The organism is Sphingobacterium haloxyli (genome assembly GCF_002980525.1).
Taxonomy (GTDB): Bacteria; Bacteroidota; Bacteroidia; order Sphingobacteriales; family Sphingobacteriaceae; genus Sphingobacterium; species Sphingobacterium haloxyli.
Map to the genome: position 1 here is coordinate 37,642 of NZ_PVBQ01000002.1, position 16,611 is coordinate 54,252.

14 protein-coding genes are annotated in these 16,611 nt (G+C 41.2%); 11 read left to right on the forward strand and 3 right to left on the reverse strand.

Translation table 11 applies throughout. From position 1 onward, the window contains the following. The first annotated feature begins 37 nt into the window (after positions 1 to 37). The 5 genes from C5745_RS02070 to C5745_RS02090 all read left to right on the forward strand — a co-directional run bounded on the left by C5745_RS02070 (position 38) and on the right by C5745_RS02090 (position 5,358). The gene (locus C5745_RS02070) at positions 38 to 1,042 is read left to right on the forward strand and encodes a bile acid:sodium symporter family protein (RefSeq protein WP_105715318.1); all 1,005 of its coding nucleotides are present in this window, start codon (positions 38 to 40) and stop codon (positions 1,040 to 1,042) included. Between the two features lie 7 nt (positions 1,043 to 1,049). Further along, positions 1,050 to 2,135: a phosphotransferase family protein gene (locus C5745_RS02075; RefSeq protein WP_105715319.1), complete on the forward strand. Its 1,086-nt coding sequence runs from the start codon at positions 1,050 to 1,052 to the stop codon at positions 2,133 to 2,135. Next, positions 2,132 to 2,887 (forward strand): HpcH/HpaI aldolase family protein, encoded by a 756-nt coding sequence (locus tag C5745_RS02080; RefSeq protein WP_105715320.1) that lies wholly within the window; start codon positions 2,132 to 2,134, stop codon positions 2,885 to 2,887. Before C5745_RS02075 ends, C5745_RS02080 begins: the two co-directional genes overlap by 4 nt. A 168-nt stretch (positions 2,888 to 3,055) precedes the next feature. Further along, complete coding sequence (locus tag C5745_RS02085; RefSeq protein ID WP_105715321.1) at positions 3,056 to 4,738, forward strand: GMC oxidoreductase; 1,683 nt, start codon at positions 3,056 to 3,058, stop codon at positions 4,736 to 4,738. A gap of 26 nt (positions 4,739 to 4,764) precedes the next feature. After that, on the forward strand, positions 4,765 to 5,358 hold the full coding sequence (locus C5745_RS02090) for a gluconate 2-dehydrogenase subunit 3 family protein (protein ID WP_105715322.1): 594 nt from the start codon (positions 4,765 to 4,767) through the stop codon (positions 5,356 to 5,358). Positions 5,359 to 5,380: 22 nt separating this feature from the next. On the opposite strand, the gene C5745_RS02095 is transcribed toward C5745_RS02090, so the two are convergent. Then, positions 5,381 to 6,988: an acyl-CoA carboxylase subunit beta gene (locus C5745_RS02095; RefSeq protein WP_105715323.1), complete on the reverse strand. Its 1,608-nt coding sequence runs from the start codon at positions 6,986 to 6,988 to the stop codon at positions 5,381 to 5,383. Positions 6,989 to 7,269: 281 nt separating this feature from the next. On the opposite strand from C5745_RS02095, the gene C5745_RS02100 reads away from it, so the two are divergent. Genes C5745_RS02100 through C5745_RS02115 form a run of 4 tightly spaced genes read left to right on the forward strand, consistent with a single transcriptional unit; the run spans position 7,270 to position 11,190 of the window. Beyond that, a complete protein-coding gene (locus C5745_RS02100) occupies positions 7,270 to 8,424 on the forward strand; it encodes an acyl-CoA dehydrogenase family protein (RefSeq protein ID WP_207795695.1) in 1,155 nt (384 codons plus the stop codon). Then, positions 8,414 to 9,268 (forward strand): beta/alpha barrel domain-containing protein, encoded by an 855-nt coding sequence (locus tag C5745_RS02105; RefSeq protein ID WP_165792993.1) that lies wholly within the window; start codon positions 8,414 to 8,416, stop codon positions 9,266 to 9,268. Before C5745_RS02100 ends, C5745_RS02105 begins: the two co-directional genes overlap by 11 nt. Positions 9,269 to 9,288: 20 nt before the next feature. Further along, a complete protein-coding gene (locus C5745_RS02110; protein ID WP_105715325.1) occupies positions 9,289 to 10,032 on the forward strand; it encodes an enoyl-CoA hydratase/isomerase family protein in 744 nt (247 codons plus the stop codon). Between the two features lie 9 nt (positions 10,033 to 10,041). Continuing rightward, entirely contained in the window at positions 10,042 to 11,190 is a 1,149-nt protein-coding gene (locus C5745_RS02115; protein ID WP_105715326.1) for a glycerate kinase, read from the forward strand. On the opposite strand, the gene C5745_RS02120 is transcribed toward C5745_RS02115, so the two are convergent. Continuing rightward, positions 11,187 to 11,960 carry a segregation and condensation protein A gene (locus tag C5745_RS02120; RefSeq protein ID WP_105715327.1) on the reverse strand — a complete coding sequence of 258 codons (774 nt, stop codon included), beginning with the start codon at positions 11,958 to 11,960 and terminating at the stop codon, positions 11,187 to 11,189. The genes C5745_RS02115 and C5745_RS02120 overlap by 4 nt on opposite strands. A gap of 202 nt (positions 11,961 to 12,162) precedes the next feature. Here C5745_RS02120 and dxs point away from each other — a divergent pair, with 202 nt between their 5' ends. Continuing rightward, positions 12,163 to 14,091: a 1-deoxy-D-xylulose-5-phosphate synthase gene (gene dxs, locus C5745_RS02125; protein ID WP_105715328.1), complete on the forward strand. Its 1,929-nt coding sequence runs from the start codon at positions 12,163 to 12,165 to the stop codon at positions 14,089 to 14,091. A 324-nt stretch (positions 14,092 to 14,415) separates the two neighbouring features. After that, on the forward strand, positions 14,416 to 15,843 hold the full coding sequence (gene dnaA, locus C5745_RS02130) for a chromosomal replication initiator protein DnaA (protein ID WP_105715329.1): 1,428 nt from the start codon (positions 14,416 to 14,418) through the stop codon (positions 15,841 to 15,843). Between the two features lie 113 nt (positions 15,844 to 15,956). On the opposite strand, the gene C5745_RS02135 is transcribed toward dnaA, so the two are convergent. Beyond that, on the reverse strand, positions 15,957 to 16,418 hold the full coding sequence (locus C5745_RS02135) for a hypothetical protein (RefSeq protein WP_105715330.1): 462 nt from the start codon (positions 16,416 to 16,418) through the stop codon (positions 15,957 to 15,959). Positions 16,419 to 16,611 lie beyond the last annotated feature (193 nt).

Consider the following 16,611-nt stretch of genomic DNA (forward strand, 5'->3'; position numbering starts at 1 on the left):
AATATCGAATACTTACACTCATGAATAAATTATTTCAATGAAAAGAATTTTAAACATTTTCGTAAACCTTTATCCGTTATGGATTATCTGTAGTTCTTTGCTGGGATATCTCTATCCACCACTTTACCAATGGTTTTCGGGCAATTGGATGGTAGGTGCATTGGCATTGGTTATGTTGGGCATGGGGCTTACCTTACATGTAGATGATTTCAAAGAAATCACGAAGATGCCAGGTGCTGTATTTATGGGAGCAATGTTACAATATACGGTGTTGCCATTGTCAGCTTTTGGTATCGGCAAACTATTGCAATTAGATCCGGTGTTAGCCGTAGGGCTGATTCTTGTCGGGTGCTGTCCCGGTGGGACAGCATCTAACGTTATCACTTATCTAGCGCGAGGACATTTGGCATTATCTATTATCATGACGACGGTGTCGACCCTGTTGGCCATTGTCGCGATACCCCTGCTTACCCAGACGTTTGCCGGCACGTACATGCCCGTAGACGGTTGGGGTCTTTTCCTGACCACGGTGCAGACCGTTTTGATACCCGTCGCGCTAGGAGTGTTTATCAACTATAAATTTCCCGATGTCGGAAAGAAATTGTCGTTAGCAGGCCCTGTCGTCTCTGTTTGGGCGATTGTATTTATTTCCGGAAGCATCGTGGCACAGAGTGCCGACGCGGTTGCCGCCAATGTATATGTACTTATTGCCGCAGCAGGCTCGCTGCATATTATCGGGTTTATAGTGGGTTATATAGTTTCCCGTCTCTTCGGGTATGACAAAACTATCGCTAGGACTGCCTCTATCGAGATCGGTATGCAGAACGGCGGACTCGCTGCAGTGTTGGCAAGGCAAAACTTTCCTATGCAACCTCTTGCAGCTGTGCCTGCGGTTTTCAGCAGTGTCATGCAGACTTTGCTTGGCGGATTGTTGGCTGCTTATTGGCGGTGGAAATCCGACCCGAAGCGAATAGAACAGATAAAAACAACAAGAAGAGGGCAACCAAAAACATCTATCAATTTAATTAAAGATCATCACTAAAAATTGTATGGCTATCAGGAAATCGATTTATTATTGGAAATCCGACCGACCGCATACAGCGGCCAACACGCAGGCATCTCCGCACGATACCCGCATGGAGATAGAACAACAGCTTGTTTCTTATCTCACAATGCATTTCGGTAATGGTGACTTCACCATAACACCAGCAGGAGGACAAGGAAATCATATCACGTACTTTCTATTTCAAGATCAGAACAAATATTTTGTCCGCTTGGAAAATGGTCCGGAGAGAGACGACTACATGTCTGTAGAGTCTGAAATTATGCATCAGGTGAGAGATGTCAACGTGCCTGTTCCATACATACATGTAACAGACATTTCTCGAACTCATGTGCCCTTTGCTATACAAATCATGGAATGTGTCGAACATGAAGATCTCAATATGGCGGAAAAAAGAGGCGACTTGGACACTATCAGTATTGCGGAGACCCTTGGTCAGTATGTCGCTCGTTGGCAAGCTATCCGTCCAGCGAAATTCGGGCTTTTTAATCCAGAGGTTTTAATGAAAGATGCTCGCTTAGAGGGTTTTCACGATACGTATCCACAGTATTTTTTATTAAATTGGAATGTACATCTTGATTACCTGACTAGATCTGGTTTTATACAGGAAGCGAAGGCGACCGAATTAAAAGGTTTAGTGGAAGACTTCCTTCCGCTACTTCAGCTTGAGGAAGGGTGCTTAGTTCACAAAGATTTGGCGTTATGGAACGTGCTGGGCGAGAACGACAAAATAAGTGCTGTCATTGATTGGGACGACGCTGTTTCGGGAGACCCTATGGATGACTTGGCGCTGCTGGGCTGTTTTCATTCGGGAGAGGTGGTTCTTTCAGCTATACGCGGATACGAGAAGGAAAGAATCCTCCCCTCAAATTATGAACAACGTTTTTGGCTACATCTATTGCGCAATATTATTTTTAAATCTGTGATAAGAGTGAAGGGTAATTATTTTGACAAATCTGAACTGTTTTTTTTGAGCAACCCAAAACAGAAGAGTCTAAAGAAATTTACGTTGGGACGAATAGAAAGTGCTGTTGAGGGCTTGAAAGGATGTAAATCAATTGATGAACTATGAGTGTTTTAAACCACCCACAAGATGTCCGATTGGGTTTGGGCACTTGGCTAAGCATCGGATCATCAGTCGTTGCCGAATTGGTTTCCCAGTTCCCGTTTGACTGGTTATTGTATGATTTGGAACACGGTAGTTCCCCAGAATCGACACTCCCGGATCAACTGCGTGCGGGTGCAAATATGAATACCCGGGCTATCGTAAGGGTGCCTGCGTTACAACCAGCAACGATTGCCCGGGTACTCGACTGGGGCGCTGATGGTATTATGTTGCCTCATGTCTCCTCTGCGGAACAGGCTGCTCAGTGTGTGTCCGCCATGTATTATGCGCCCAAGGGAAATAGAGGGTACTCTACTACAGTACGCGCATACGGGTATGGGCTAAAACGTCCTGAAGATCTGGATAGTGTGCAACCATTCTGTATTGCGCAGATTGAGGATGTTGAAGGTGTTCGGAATGCTTCTGAAATAGCTGCGGTCGAAGGTGTACATGTACTATTTGTTGGTCCCGGTGACTTAAACTTAGCATTGAGCCATCAACGAGGCGATAACATTATCAATTTTGAAACAGCAGTGCGACAGGTGGCTGACGCAGCGAAGCAACATGGGAAACAAGCAGGTATTTTGTTGCGTAATCCATCGGATTTAGCGCCGATGAAACAATTAGGTTATTCCTGCATAGCTATAGACTCTGATTTGGCAATTTTGCGGAAAGGCTATGCTGACATTATTTCGAATGCGGCTCAAACCGAGACCTAGGTCTTATAATGTTGTTCGTGCGATGACATGGATTATTGATATGACACCAGTGTTTTCTGGGATAGTTCGTTTTCCTGTGTCGACTTTAGAAGTCAAAACTTTTAAGGAAGAAAACTAGAAGGTAGAACCAAAAATTTTTAAAAACAAACTAAAACAAATAGGCGTAGTATGGCAGATAATGTTTATGATGCAATAATAATTGGATCAGGGATTAGTGGAGGATGGGCTGCGAAAGAGCTTACAGAAAAAGGATTAAAAACCATTATGTTGGAGCGTGGTCGGAATGTCAGACATGTTAAGGACTATCATGCGGATAAAGATACATGGGAATACCCACACCGCGGTCGCCGTACAAAACAAATGGAAGCGGATTATCCGGTTTTAAAACGGAGTTATCCCTTAAATGAGAAGAACTTGGACTTTTGGGTTAACGAAAAAGAGAGTCCATACACAGAGATCAAGCGTTTTGATTGGTTTAGAGGATATCAGGTAGGCGGGCGATCCCTGATGTGGGGACGTCATAGTTATCGGCTTTCAGATCTTGATTTCGAAGCCAACTTAAAAGATGGATATGGTACAGACTGGCCGATCAGATATGCTGATATCGCTTCTTGGTACAGTTATGTGGAAAAATGGGCCGGTATTTCAGGGAATCGTGATGGGTTAGCTGTATTGCCTGACGGAGACTATATGCCCCCTATGGATATGAACATCGTCGAGAAAGGTCTCGCTTCACGCTTAAAGAAAGAATATGATGGTCGGCGACATTTCATCATCGGAAGAACAGCTAATATCACTAGACCGCATACGGGACGTATCGACTGTCAATACCAAAACCAATGTTGGCTAGGTTGCAATTTCGGGGCATACTTTAGTACCCAGTCTTCGACATTACCGCCTGCGGTGGCCACGGGAAATCTGACTTTAAGACCGTTTTCCATCGTCACTGAAATCATCTATGACAAAGATCTACGAAAAGCTAAAGGCGTAAGGATCATTGATGCAGAGACGCACCAAACGTATGATTTTTTTGCTAAAGTAATTTTTGTTTGTGCGTCTGCGTTTAATTCTACTTGGGTATTGATGAACTCTGCAACGGATGTATGGGAAGGTGGGCTGGGAAGCAGTAGTGGGGAATTGGGTCATAATGCAATGGATCACCATTTCCGGGTTGGTGCTCGTGGAAGAGTAGAAGGCTATGAAGACAAATATATTTATGGACGTAGACCGACAGGCTTATATGTCCCTCGTTTTGTCAATGTAGACGGAGACACAAAACAGCGTGATTATGTACGTGGATTTGGGTATCAAGGAGCAGCCAGTCGTAGTCGTTGGTCTGGTGAGGTAGCGGAGATGAGTGTGGGTGGGGATTGGAAAGATGCTATGCTTGAACCTGGCCATTGGTCAGTCGGATTTACGGCATTTGGTGAAATTCTACCATACCATGAAAATCGAATCTTCTTGGATAAAACTACAAAAGATAAATGGGGTTTGCCTGTATTGGCTATGGATATGGAGATAAAAGACAATGAGAAGAAAATGCGCAAAGATATGGGGCAGGAGATGAAAGAGATGTTAGAAAAACTGGGCGTGAAAGATGTCAAGACATTTGATAGAGGATACGCTTTTGGTATGGGAATCCACGAAATGGGTACCGCGCGCATGGGTACGGACGCAAAGAATTCTGTGTTGAATAAACATAATCAGGTTTGGGATGCGAAAAATGTATTCGTTACGGACGGTGCGGGTATGACATCAGCATCTTGTGTAAACCCTTCTTTAACGTATATGGCTTTGACAGCAAGAGCAGTAGATTTCGCAGTTTCTGAATTGAAAAAAGGCAACTTGTAATTATCTATACTTTATTATTAAGAGAAATGAATAGGAGACAAGCAATACAACGCGTTGCAATGATCATGGGTGGGTCAGTAATCGGTGCTAATTTATTTTTAGAAGGATGTATAAGACCTGCTGGTAAAGATGTAGCAGCATTATTTGAACAGACCAATGTAGATTTATTAAATGAGTTGGCAGATGCTATTTTACCGCGTACGTCCACTCCAGGTGCGAAAGATGCGAATGTAGGCGCGTTTATTCCGGTAATGATAAGAGATTGTTATACATCAGTTGATCAAGAAGCTTTTTTGGAGGGGTTGTTTAAAACAGATGAGGTTTCGGAAGAAGGATTTAATAAGAAATTTACAGAACTGACAGCAGAAGAGCGCTTACAGTTCGTGAATAAATTGGATAAAGAAGCAAAAGACTACCAAAGAAAGAAGAGGGAGAAGGAGCAAGATAATAGCGTAGAGGAGCTTCCTAATCACTTCTTTACGATGCTGAAACAATTGACGCTTACAGGTTTTTTTACTTCTAAAGTAGGAATGACCGAAGGATTGCGATATGTAAAAGTTCCGGGTAAATTTGATGGGGCTTATCCGTACAGAAGAGGAGATAGGGCATTTGCACCGTAACACCAACGGCCTTGATAACCAACTATACCTGTATCACTCCCACATTGTACCGATCCGTAGCGGGATTTTGATTGGCGGCTTCAATCCCCATTGAAACAATCTTGCGGGTGTCTTTTGGGTCAATAACCCCATCCACCCAGAGACGTGCAGCAGCGTAATAAGGGCTAAGCTGTTGATGGTATTGTTGTTCGATTTTGGAGAGTAAATCCTTCTTTTCCTCATCAGATAAATAGACCCCTTTTGCTTTAAGCGTAGCTTCCTGTATCTGCAGCAACGTTTTTCCAGCAGAGGCGCCGCTCATAACAGCCATTTGAGCCGTAGGCCAGGCATATATCAGGCGAGGATCGTAAGCTTTTCCACACATCGCGTAATTTCCAGCGCCATAACTATTGCCTACAATAAAAGTGAATTTGGGCACAACGGAATTTGCCATTGCGTTAACCATTTTAGCACCATCTTTTATGATACCTCCATGCTCTGAACGGGAACCGACCATAAAGCCGGTGACATCCTGGAAAAACACCAGTGGGATTTTTTGTTGGTTGCAGTTCATGATAAATCGAGTGGCCTTATCTGCCGAATCCGAATAGATAACACCTCCCATTTGCGTTTCCGTAGCGTTGCCCGGCTTCTTTGCTTTTACCATTTCCCGTTGATTGGCGACAATACCCACAGCCCAACCATCGATACGCGCCAAAGCACAGATCAAAGTCTTCCCATAGTCTTTTTTATACTCTTCTAATGAGTCTTTATCTACAATAGCTTTTAATATTTCCAGCATATTGTAGGGTTTCAAGCGATCTTCCGGAAGATTTTTGTAAATATGACCAGCCGGAAATTCGGGCGGTATGCTGGAAATCCGTGAGAATTGATTTTTATCGTTTTGACCGAATTTATCAACGATGTTTTTAATGGCATTCAGACAGCTTTTATCGTCGGGATATTTGTTGTCTGTTACACCAGATATTTCGCAATGGGTTGTAGCGCCACCCAGTGTTTCATTGTCAATTATTTCGCCAATGGAAGATTTAACTAAATAGGAGCCAGCTAAAAATACGGAACCTGTACCTTCTACAATCAAAGCGTAATCCGACATAATAGGTAAATACGCACCACCTGCAACGCAGGAACCCATAATGGCTGAAATTTGTGGGATGCCCATAGCGGATATTTTGGCGTTATTTCTAAAGATACGGCCAAAGTGTTCTTTATCTGGAAAGATTTCGTCCTGCATAGGCAGATATACGCCTGCGGAATCTACTAAGTAAATAATGGGCAGGCGATTTTCCATGGCGATTTCTTGCGCTCTCAGATTCTTTTTTCCTGTAATGGGAAACCAGGCTCCGGCTTTTACCGTTGCATCGTTGGAGACGATGATACAAAGCCTGTTCTTTACATATCCCATAACAACGACAACACCGCCGTTCGGACATCCGCCATGCTCTTCGTACATATCATCTCCTGCAAAAGAACCTATTTCTACATAGGGGCTATCGTTATCCAACAGATAAACAACTCGTTCCCATGCCGTCATTTTCCCTTTTTCTTTATGTTTTTCTATCTTATTTAATCCGCCTCCAAGAAGAAGTTTTTCATATTTGCTTTTTAGTGCCTTTAGTAGGTTTTCCATACTGCCATTGGTTTATTGTCTGAATATGTGTATTCCTTTTCTCAAAGATAATAAAACCTGCCTGAATCCAAATTCAGCAAATGCGATCTAAACGGGTGAATGAAATTACCGATGGCAATCGTGAACAATATATTTTTAGAATAATGTGGTAGGTATGGTTATTACGTCTAATTTAAAACTTTTTTAATAGCAGCCTTGTTTTTATAGGTGTAAATTCAAATATTTTAAAATATATCGTATTTTTTATATATTTAACAAATATGGATGTAAACCTCTAAAATATGATACTGCAAATACAAGAAAATGAACAATTAGCTTTGGTACGGGATAGCACTCAACAGTTTGCTAGGGAATTTATTAAACCGTACGTGATGGAATGGGACGAAAAGCAATATTTTCCGGTAGAGTTATTTAAAAAAATGGGTGAATATGGCTTTTTGGGTGCATTGGTTCCCGAGAAATACAATGGCGCTGGGCTGGGGTATCAAGAATATATTACGATACTTGATGAAATATCAAAAGTTTGTGGTTCCATTGGGTTATCGGTAGCTGCGCATAACTCCCTATGTACGAATCATATTTTATCGTTTGCAAACGAGGCGCAAAAAGAAAAGTATCTTCCAAACCTAGCTACCGCTGAATGGATTGGTGCTTGGGGGCTTACAGAAACCGGTTCAGGATCGGATGCAGGAGGGTTGGCAACCACCGCGGTGGCGGATGGTGATTATTTTATTATTAATGGCTCTAAAACCTTTATCACCCATGCGATTAGTGGAGATGTGGCTGTGGTGATGGTGAGAACGGGTAAAAAAGGAGATAAACATGGGGTTACTGCATTCATTATCGAAAAGGGTACGCCGGGCTTTACCGCTGGTAAAAAAATGGACAAATTAGGTATGCGTGCTTCGGAAACGGCGAGTTTGTTCTTTGACGATTGTCGGGTACATAAAAGTCAAGTCATCGGTCAGGTGGGCGATGGGTTTGTTCAAGCGCTAAAGCTCTTGGATGGTGGACGCATTTCTATTGCTGCACTTTCGTTAGGTATCGCTCGCGGAGCATATGAATGTGCGCTGCGGTATGCGAATGAGCGGGAGCAATTTCAACAAAAGATCTTTGATTTTCAAGATGTCGGGTTTACCCTAGCGGATATGGCTACAAAAATCGACGCCGCCGAATTATTAATACGAAAAGCAGGTCATTTAAAAGATACAGGTCAGAAAGTTACGAAGGAAAGCGCGATGGCCAAGTATTATGCTTCTGAAGTAGCTGTGGAAGTATCCAATCAAAGTGTACAAGTGCATGGTGGTTACGGTTTTACAAAAGATTATCCAGCAGAAAAGTACTTTAGGGATGCAAAATTGTGTACGATCGGAGAGGGAACTAGTGCTATCCAAAAGATGGTTATTGCAAGAGAAATTAAAAAGGATGTCCAATAAAGCAATACAGTTGATAGAATGTCCTCGTGACGCCATTCAAGGTATTCACGATTTTATTCCCACAACGAAAAAGGTAGCTTATATCAATCAATTGATTGATAGTAATTTTTTCTATTGTATCGATTTTGGGAGTTTTGTGTCACCTAAGGCTGTTGCACAGATGCAGGATACGGAACAGGTTTTAGCGGGGATAGAAAAGAAAAATGAAACTAAATTATTAGCGATTATAGTCAACGAAAGAGGTGCCGAAATAGCTAAACCTATGGATAAAATTGATTTCCTAGGCTATCCATTTTCCATCTCCGAAACTTTTCAACGCCGTAATGCTAATTCTACTATTGCGGAATCGTTTCAACGGGTGGAACAGATTAAAAATATCACGGCTTCGGGTAAACAAGAGATCGTGATATATATATCTATGGCATTTGGCAACCCTTATCGCGATCCGTGGAATACCGACTTGGTATTGAAATGGATAGAAGAACTTTCCGAATTGGGAATATTTCGCTTTTCTATTGCCGATACGACGTCAGAAGCATCGCCGGAAAGCATTAGAAGGTTGCTTACTTTGATAACAAACACTTTTCCGGCATTAGAATTTAGGGTGCATTTACACAGTAAAGAAGAAAATGCGCTTTCGAAAATCGAAGCGGCATATGATGCGGGCTGTCGAATTTTTGAAGGTGCTATCATGGGATACGGGGGCTGTCCATTTGCACAAAATGATTTGGTTGGCAATATTCCCACGGAGATGTTGTTACGGCGTTTCAAAAATGTAGAGAATGAACATACAACACAGGCCTTGTTGGAGGGATTCCAGGAAATGATTCTTTTTAAGAAATAGAGAAACAATATCTTTGTTATATGCAAGCAATGACATATCAATACATTAAGGTAAACAAGATGGATTTCTGTGTGGAAGTTACTCTTGCACGGCCAGAGAAACGAAATGCTTTTACACCGACGATGGTGAATGAAATAGCACATGCTTTTCAAAGCGCCAATGAAGATGATACCGTAAAAATAGTGATATTGAAAGCCGAAGGACCCGTATTTTGTGCCGGAATGGATTTAAAGACCTTTGAAAACGAAGAACTTGATATACGGAATCCCTTAATCGAGAATAAAAATATATCGTTAGGCGAAGTGTTTACAGGCTTGCATAAACCAACCGTAGCTATTGTCGAAGGGAATGTTATCGCTGGCGCATTTCTGATAGTTGCAGGATGTACGTATGTATTTTGTACGGAAAATGTGCAGTTCCGATTGCCAGAATTAAACTTGGGTATATTCCCTTTTCAAGTTATGGCGAGTTTAATGCGGGTAATGCCTGAAAAGAAAATGCTGCAGCTTTGTTTGCGTACCGACTATTTTTCTGCTCAGGAAGCGATGGAATATGGTTTGGTAGACGGCTTTTTGGAAGAGCTAGATATAGCAGCCTTTTTAGCCAGATTTAAAGATATAAGCTCTTCTGCAGTTGTTTCAGGTTTTAAAGCAGCGAGTATACTTCCCTCGGTGGCTATTGAGGACAGGTATAATTTTCTGTTGAAAACCTTGCATGCACTGAAGTCTTCCGCAGAAGTGAAGGATAGAATTTTTGGAAAATAAATTCCCCGCATGCTACATGTTCTTATTGCACCAAATGCTTTCAAACATAGCCTGACCGCTCGCCAAGTTGCAGAAGCAATACACGTTGGTTTTTCACAGAGTCGTTTAAATTGTCGCACAACGCTGTTTCCTATTGGCGATGGAGGCAATGGTACATGCAAGCTACTACATGAAAAATTAGGAGGTGAGCTGGTTACGACGGTTGTTTCGGGACCACTAGGAAAGGCAATTGACGCTTCTTACAGTATTGTGGAAGAAGGAAAAACAGCGATCATCGAAATGGCTGAAGCATCGGGTATACACTTGATAGAAAAAGAAGAACGAAGTCCGCTTCATGCGAGTAGTAAAGGTACAGGGGAGCTAATCCTACATGCGTTAAATCACTATAAGATAGACCAAATCGTTCTAGGAATGGGTGGATCCGCCACGGTGGACGGGGGCTGTGGTATACTTCATGCGCTTGGTATACGTTTTTTTGACGGAAAAGGAAAGGAGCTTGAGCCCATTCCTGAACAGTTGCAGTATGTGGCACGTATTGATACAGGTAATTTGAACAAAAGTGTATTAGACTGCGATATCAAAATTCTTTGCGACGTAGATAATTGTCTTCTCGGAGAAGGGGGAGCTGCGCATGTTTTTGGACCTCAAAAAGGCGCTTCCGCAGCCCAAGTGAAAGTTTTGGACAAATTTTTATGTCAATTAAACGATATTGTTTTACAAACAGCGGGAAAGAATATGGCAGACGTTGTTTCCGGAGGAACAGCCGGAGGAGCTGCTGCAGGCATGTATGCATTGGCAAATGCACAATTAGTAAATGGAATAACCTTCTTCCTGCAAAAGACGGATTTTGAAGGAGTACTCAAAACTGCGGATTGGTTAATCACGGGGGAGGGGAGTCTAGATGAGCAAACTTTATCTGGTAAGGGGCCTGCTGGAGTGGCTTCTTTAGCAAAAAAATACCGAGTTCCTGTAATTGGAATAGCCGGAAAAGTACCCTTAGAACCATCGTCCCGCCTATTAGGCCTGTTTGATGTTCTTCTGCCCATCAGTCATGAAGCTATGTCGCTGGAAGAAGCGCTTGACAACGCAGAAAAGAATCTTTATCGGACAGCTCAAGCACTAGGAAATCTCCTGGCTTTCAGTAGTAAGAGGGTTTAAGCCACATATTCGGACTCGTAGGGAAGCTCTTCTTTTTTACCGATTGAAAAGTTATTGAACCCTAATCCTATTTCTATTTCCAATAAGCGTTGTTGGAGCATCTCCAGAATAGCCAAAAAATTGAACACGAGTTGTACCTTATTCGCTGAATTTTTGATGATTTGCTGGAAATCCAATTTTTTGTTTATTTCTATCAGCTGGGCGATGGCCGTTTTCTGCTGTTCTATAGTATAGGGAAATTTTACGACGGTATGGGTGGCTTCCTGAATACGATGGGTAAAATTGAACATCAATTTTTCGTACACTATTAAGAGTTTGTATAAGTCGAAAGAAGATAATTCTTCCTCCGTAGTATCGGCGTAACGAGCAAGCTTATTGTCCCCTGCTATATTTCCCCGAGCATGTAGCCGTGTTCGGTTTTCTTCCAATGTTCGTAACTCCTCACAGACCTCCTTAAACTGTTTGTAAAGAATAAGCTTTTGTGTTAGTTCTTTTTTCAGGTCTATCTCGTTTTCCGCGTCGTCTAGATCCTGACGAGGTAAAAGCATCTTGGCCTTTATACGCATCAATGTGGAAGCCACAAATATAAATTCACTGGCGAGCTCTATATTCAGAGACTGCATTTTCTGAATATAATCCAAAAAATCATCTGTTATTTTAGAAATCGGAATATCGTGAATGTTTAATTCATCCCTTTCAATAAAGAAAAGTAACAGGTCGAAAGGACCTTCAAATTGTGCGAGTTTGATTTCGTAACCTGCTGTTTGCATATCCTCTCAAAAATAAGGAATTGTGCATTAAAGCTATTTTTTATTTTATCCACAATGGGAATTCTATTAACAATTATATAACAATTATTATACATTTACAGTATTTCGACTTTAACAGGAATAAACTTTTATTTGCTTTTATTGTTCTGTAGTTTAGGGAATAAGTTATTAAGTTTGTAACTTATTTTATATAATTAAAGAAATGCAAGTAGAGGCAGGTCCACTATTACAAAAGATAAATTACCCGTCAGATCTTAGGAAGCTGAAAACAAGTGAGTTGGAAGAGGTTTGCCGCGAATTGAGGCAATTCATTATCGATATCGTTTCGGTCAACGGAGGACATTTTGCAGCGAGCCTGGGTGTAATAGAATTAACCGTAGCGTTACATTACGTATTGAATACACCCTACGATCAAGTCATCTTCGATGTAGGGCATCAGGCGTATGGGCACAAGATACTAACAGGAAGAAAAGAAAGCTTTCATACGAATCGGGTTCTTGGCGGGATATCAGGTTTTCCAAAAAGAAGTGAGAGCGAATATGATGCTTTTGGCGTTGGGCATTCTTCTACTTCTATTTCAGCGGCGTTGGGAATGGCTGTTGCTTCACAGTACAAAGGGGAGAAGGACAGGCAACATGTGGCGGTGATCGGAGACGGCGCGTTAACTGGTGGGATGGCTTTCGAGGCCTTAAATCACGCAGGGATTGAAAAATCCAATTTATTGGTTATACTCAACGATAACTGCATGTCTATTGATCCCAATGTGGGAGCAATGAAGGAGTATTTGACCAGTATTACAACATCCAGAAGCTATAACAAGTTTCGAGATGAATTGATTGCTGTATTAGCAAAGATTTCGAAGAATGGACCAGATGCCTATGGATGGGCAAAGAAACTAGAACAAAGTATTAAAGGTACATTGTTGAAGAATGCCAACTTATTTGAGTCGCTGAATTTCCGTTATTTTGGTCCGGTGGATGGGCATGATGTGACAAAACTAGCGAAAACGATAGAAGATCTTAAACATATTCCCGGTCCAAAGCTATTGCATGCGGTAACCGTGAAGGGCAAAGGATATGCACTAGCAGAGAAGGACCAAACAAAATGGCACGCTCCCGGCTTATTTGATAAAATAACCGGCGAGATTAAGAAGTTGATTTTAGATAAACCACAACCACCTAAATATCAAGATGTATTTGGGTATACGTTAGTAGAGTTGGCAGAAGCTAACGATAAAATTATGGGTATTACGCCAGCAATGCCTTCGGGATCATCGCTAAACGTTATGATGAAAGCCATGCCTGACCGCGCTTTTGATGTCGGTATAGCTGAGCAACACGCAGTAACCTTTAGTGCTGGTTTGGCTACACAGGGGTTAGTACCTTTCTGTAATATCTACTCGTCGTTTATGCAGCGGGCGTATGATCAGGTTATTCATGATGTGGCGTTGCAAAAATTGAATGTAGTCTTCTGTCTAGACCGTGCGGGAATAGTCGGAGCCGATGGTCCAACACATCATGGGGCATATGACATTGCATATATGCGCTGTGTTCCTAATTTGATTGTTTCCGCCCCAATGAATGAAGAGGAGCTTCGGAATCTCATGTATACGGCACAATTACCGGATGCTGGACCGTTTGTTATCCGTTATCCACGGGGCAGCGGCGTCATGGTAGACTGGAAACGCCCATTTTCCCAATTAGAAATAGGGAAAGGACGTAAATTACATGATGGCGAAGAAGTCGCGATCCTGACCTTCGGTGCTATCGGAAATGAAGCTGTAAAAGCTGTTCAGACATTAAATGAGGAAGGTATTTACCCTGCCCATTATGATTTACGGTTTGCAAAACCACTGGATAAAGTGTTGCTGCATGACGTATTTAAAAAATTTAATAGAGTTATCACCGTGGAGGACGGCAGTGTTATGGGGGGAGTAGGTTCTGCTGTTTTAGAGTTTATGGCAGATCAAGGTTATCAGGCGACATTGGTTCGTCTAGGAATTCCGGATGAAATTGTCGAACACGGCGAGCAAGCAGAACTGTGGAAACTATGTGGATACGATGCACACGCTATCGTGAAACAGGTAAAAAATTTGACTGCGGGAATACAGACAGATACCATGGTATCGTAAATAGAATTCAATAAAAATTCCTTATATTTATAAGCGAAATAAACCTAATAGTTTTCCACATTAAAGCAGGTTGTATATTGTTTTTAGGTGGTAGTAGCGGTTTTTTAAAACTTAAATTTTAGATGTTGAAAAAATATTTTTAAGAGTTATTTCAGGGTAAAAACAGGTTTATTTTTTTGTTTAATACACTGGTTTATAGTTGTTTATGTTTTTTTTAACTTTTTAGTTTTTTTGGTCGTTTTTTTTTGTCATCTTCGTCTTAAGCGAAAGTTTTAAACAATTTTTTTGTCAAATATTGGTTTTCAAGTTATTAACAATTTAAGAATGGAAAAAACGTGTACAAGTGTTTGGAATAGCTGTCTTCAGATCATCAAAGACAATATACCTGCGCAAAGTTTTAAGACCTGGTTTGAGCCTGTTAAAGCGGTAGGTTTAAATGGGAACGTTTTGACTATTCAAGTACCTTCGGTGTTTTTTTACGAGTGGTTGGAAGAACATTATGTCGGGATACTGCGTAAGACAATCAAGAAATTTCTAGGGGAACAGGGTCGTTTGGAATACAACATCATTGTGGATAAATCTTCCGCCAATACGCCCTATACCACTAATATTCCCTCCAATGGAAACGGTGCTGAGGGTAAAAAACAGTCCATTCCTGTTCCGGTAGCATTAAACAAGAATATCAAAAATCCTTTTGTTATTCCTGGCTTAAAAAAGCTACAGGTAGACCCCCAACTAAATACCCATTACACATTTGATAATTTTATTGAAGGCGAATGTAATCGATTGGCTCGTTCTGCCGGTTTTGCTGTAGCAAACAAGCCGGGGGGAACTTCTTTCAACCCTTTGATGCTTTATGGAGACGTAGGCTTAGGTAAAACGCATTTGGCACAAGCCATCGGCAATGAGATCAAAAAGAATTTATCAGACAAGCTAGTCATCTATGTTTCTTGTGAAAAATTCTGTCAGCAATTCGTGGACTCGTTAAAAAATAATACCATTAACGATTTCGTGAATTTTTACCAAGCTATGGATGTGATTATCATGGATGATGTGCATAATTTCGCAGGTAAAGAAAAGACGCAAGATATCTTCTTTCATATTTTCAATCATTTGCATCAGTCCGGCAAGCAAATTATCTTGACATCGGATAAACCACCTAAAGATTTATCCGGTCTGGAAGAACGTCTATTAAGTCGTTTCAAATGGGGATTGTCTGCAGATATCCAAATTCCGGATCTGGAGACCCGAATGGCTATCTTGAAGAAAAAAATGTATTCCGATGGTATCGAATTACCAGAAAACGTTGTCGAATTTGTTGCTACGCAGATTGACAATAGTGTACGAGAGTTAGAAGGTGCTATGGTATCACTTTTGGCTCAATCTACGTTAAACAAAAAGGAAATAGACTTAAATCTGGCTAAATCCATGTTGAAGAACTTTGTGAAAAATACACACAAAGAAATCTCTATGGAATATATTCAAAAGCTGGTTTGTGAATATTTTGAGGTACCGGTGGAGATGGTAAAATCAAAAGTTAGAAAGCGTGAGATTGTACAGGCTCGTCAAATCTCCATGTATTTAGCAAAAAATCACACAAAGTCCTCGTTAAAAACGATTGGCAATTTCTTTGGAGGACGAGATCATTCTACGGTGATCTATGCTTGCCAGACAGTAGAAGATTTGATTGAAACAGATAAGAAATTTAAGACGTATGTTCAGGATATTCAGAAGAAGCTGAAGTCGTCTTAAAAAAGCAGAAAGGATACGTCATTGTTTTTCCTTGATTTTTGAATGTAAAAAAATGCGAAACCAGTTCATTCTGGTTTCGCATTTTTCTTGAATCAACCTCTCATGATGCACTATTACTCACCCATGGGCTGCTGTGGTTCCGGTTGTTGCGGTTCCATCGGTTGTCCTGGCTGCTGTGGCTCCATAGGCTCTTGCGGCTGTGTAGGTGGCGTGACTGGCGTAGCAGGTGCGGGCGTTTCTTCTCTAGGACGCTCAGCGACTATCCTATCATACTGTGTTTTTTGCTCATCAGACAATTTTTCCTTTATTTGAGCATCTGTTGTCTCTTGCAATCTGTTTTTTGCCTCAGCCAATGCTTCTGGCGATTGTGATGCATCTGCTTTTAATGCCTGTTTTGCTTTTGCATGTTCCAAGACGATGTCGTAGATAGACGTTTGTTGCTCATCTGTCAACGTTAGTTTCTCTGTTAACTTTGTAACTTTTTCTTGTGCTTTGGCTTCCGGGTTTGCATCCTGGGCAAATGTTAATGTCAGCGCAAATAATAAGCTGATTCCGGTTAAAAATAATCTTTTCATGACACTATATTTTAATTGTTAAATCACATAATAAATGTGTTATCATAGTATAGAACACATTTCTCACAGGTTTGTTGCGCGCAATGTATCAAAAGTGTTACATTTTAACATTTCTTAACGGCATTCCCGTATAAATACAGTTTCAATCACGTGTTAACCTCATGATTCTGCGTATACACAGCAGATGACTTTG

Coding starts and splice junctions, on each gene's coding strand:
- C5745_RS02070 (WP_105715318.1), top strand. CDS start 38: ATGAAAAGAATTTTAAACATTTTCGTAAACCTTTATCCGTTATGGATT.
- C5745_RS02075 (WP_105715319.1), top strand. CDS start 1,050: ATGGCTATCAGGAAATCGATTTATTATTGGAAATCCGACCGACCGCAT.
- C5745_RS02080 (WP_105715320.1), top strand. CDS start 2,132: ATGAGTGTTTTAAACCACCCACAAGATGTCCGATTGGGTTTGGGCACT.
- C5745_RS02085 (WP_105715321.1), top strand. CDS start 3,056: ATGGCAGATAATGTTTATGATGCAATAATAATTGGATCAGGGATTAGT.
- C5745_RS02090 (WP_105715322.1), top strand. CDS start 4,765: ATGAATAGGAGACAAGCAATACAACGCGTTGCAATGATCATGGGTGGG.
- C5745_RS02095 (WP_105715323.1), bottom strand. CDS start 6,988: ATGGAAAACCTACTAAAGGCACTAAAAAGCAAATATGAAAAACTTCTT.
- C5745_RS02100 (WP_207795695.1), top strand. CDS start 7,270: ATGATACTGCAAATACAAGAAAATGAACAATTAGCTTTGGTACGGGAT.
- C5745_RS02105 (WP_165792993.1), top strand. CDS start 8,414: ATGTCCAATAAAGCAATACAGTTGATAGAATGTCCTCGTGACGCCATT.
- C5745_RS02110 (WP_105715325.1), top strand. CDS start 9,289: ATGCAAGCAATGACATATCAATACATTAAGGTAAACAAGATGGATTTC.
- C5745_RS02115 (WP_105715326.1), top strand. CDS start 10,042: ATGCTACATGTTCTTATTGCACCAAATGCTTTCAAACATAGCCTGACC.
- C5745_RS02120 (WP_105715327.1), bottom strand. CDS start 11,960: ATGCAAACAGCAGGTTACGAAATCAAACTCGCACAATTTGAAGGTCCT.
- dxs (WP_105715328.1), top strand. CDS start 12,163: ATGCAAGTAGAGGCAGGTCCACTATTACAAAAGATAAATTACCCGTCA.
- dnaA (WP_105715329.1), top strand. CDS start 14,416: ATGGAAAAAACGTGTACAAGTGTTTGGAATAGCTGTCTTCAGATCATC.
- C5745_RS02135 (WP_105715330.1), bottom strand. CDS start 16,418: ATGAAAAGATTATTTTTAACCGGAATCAGCTTATTATTTGCGCTGACA.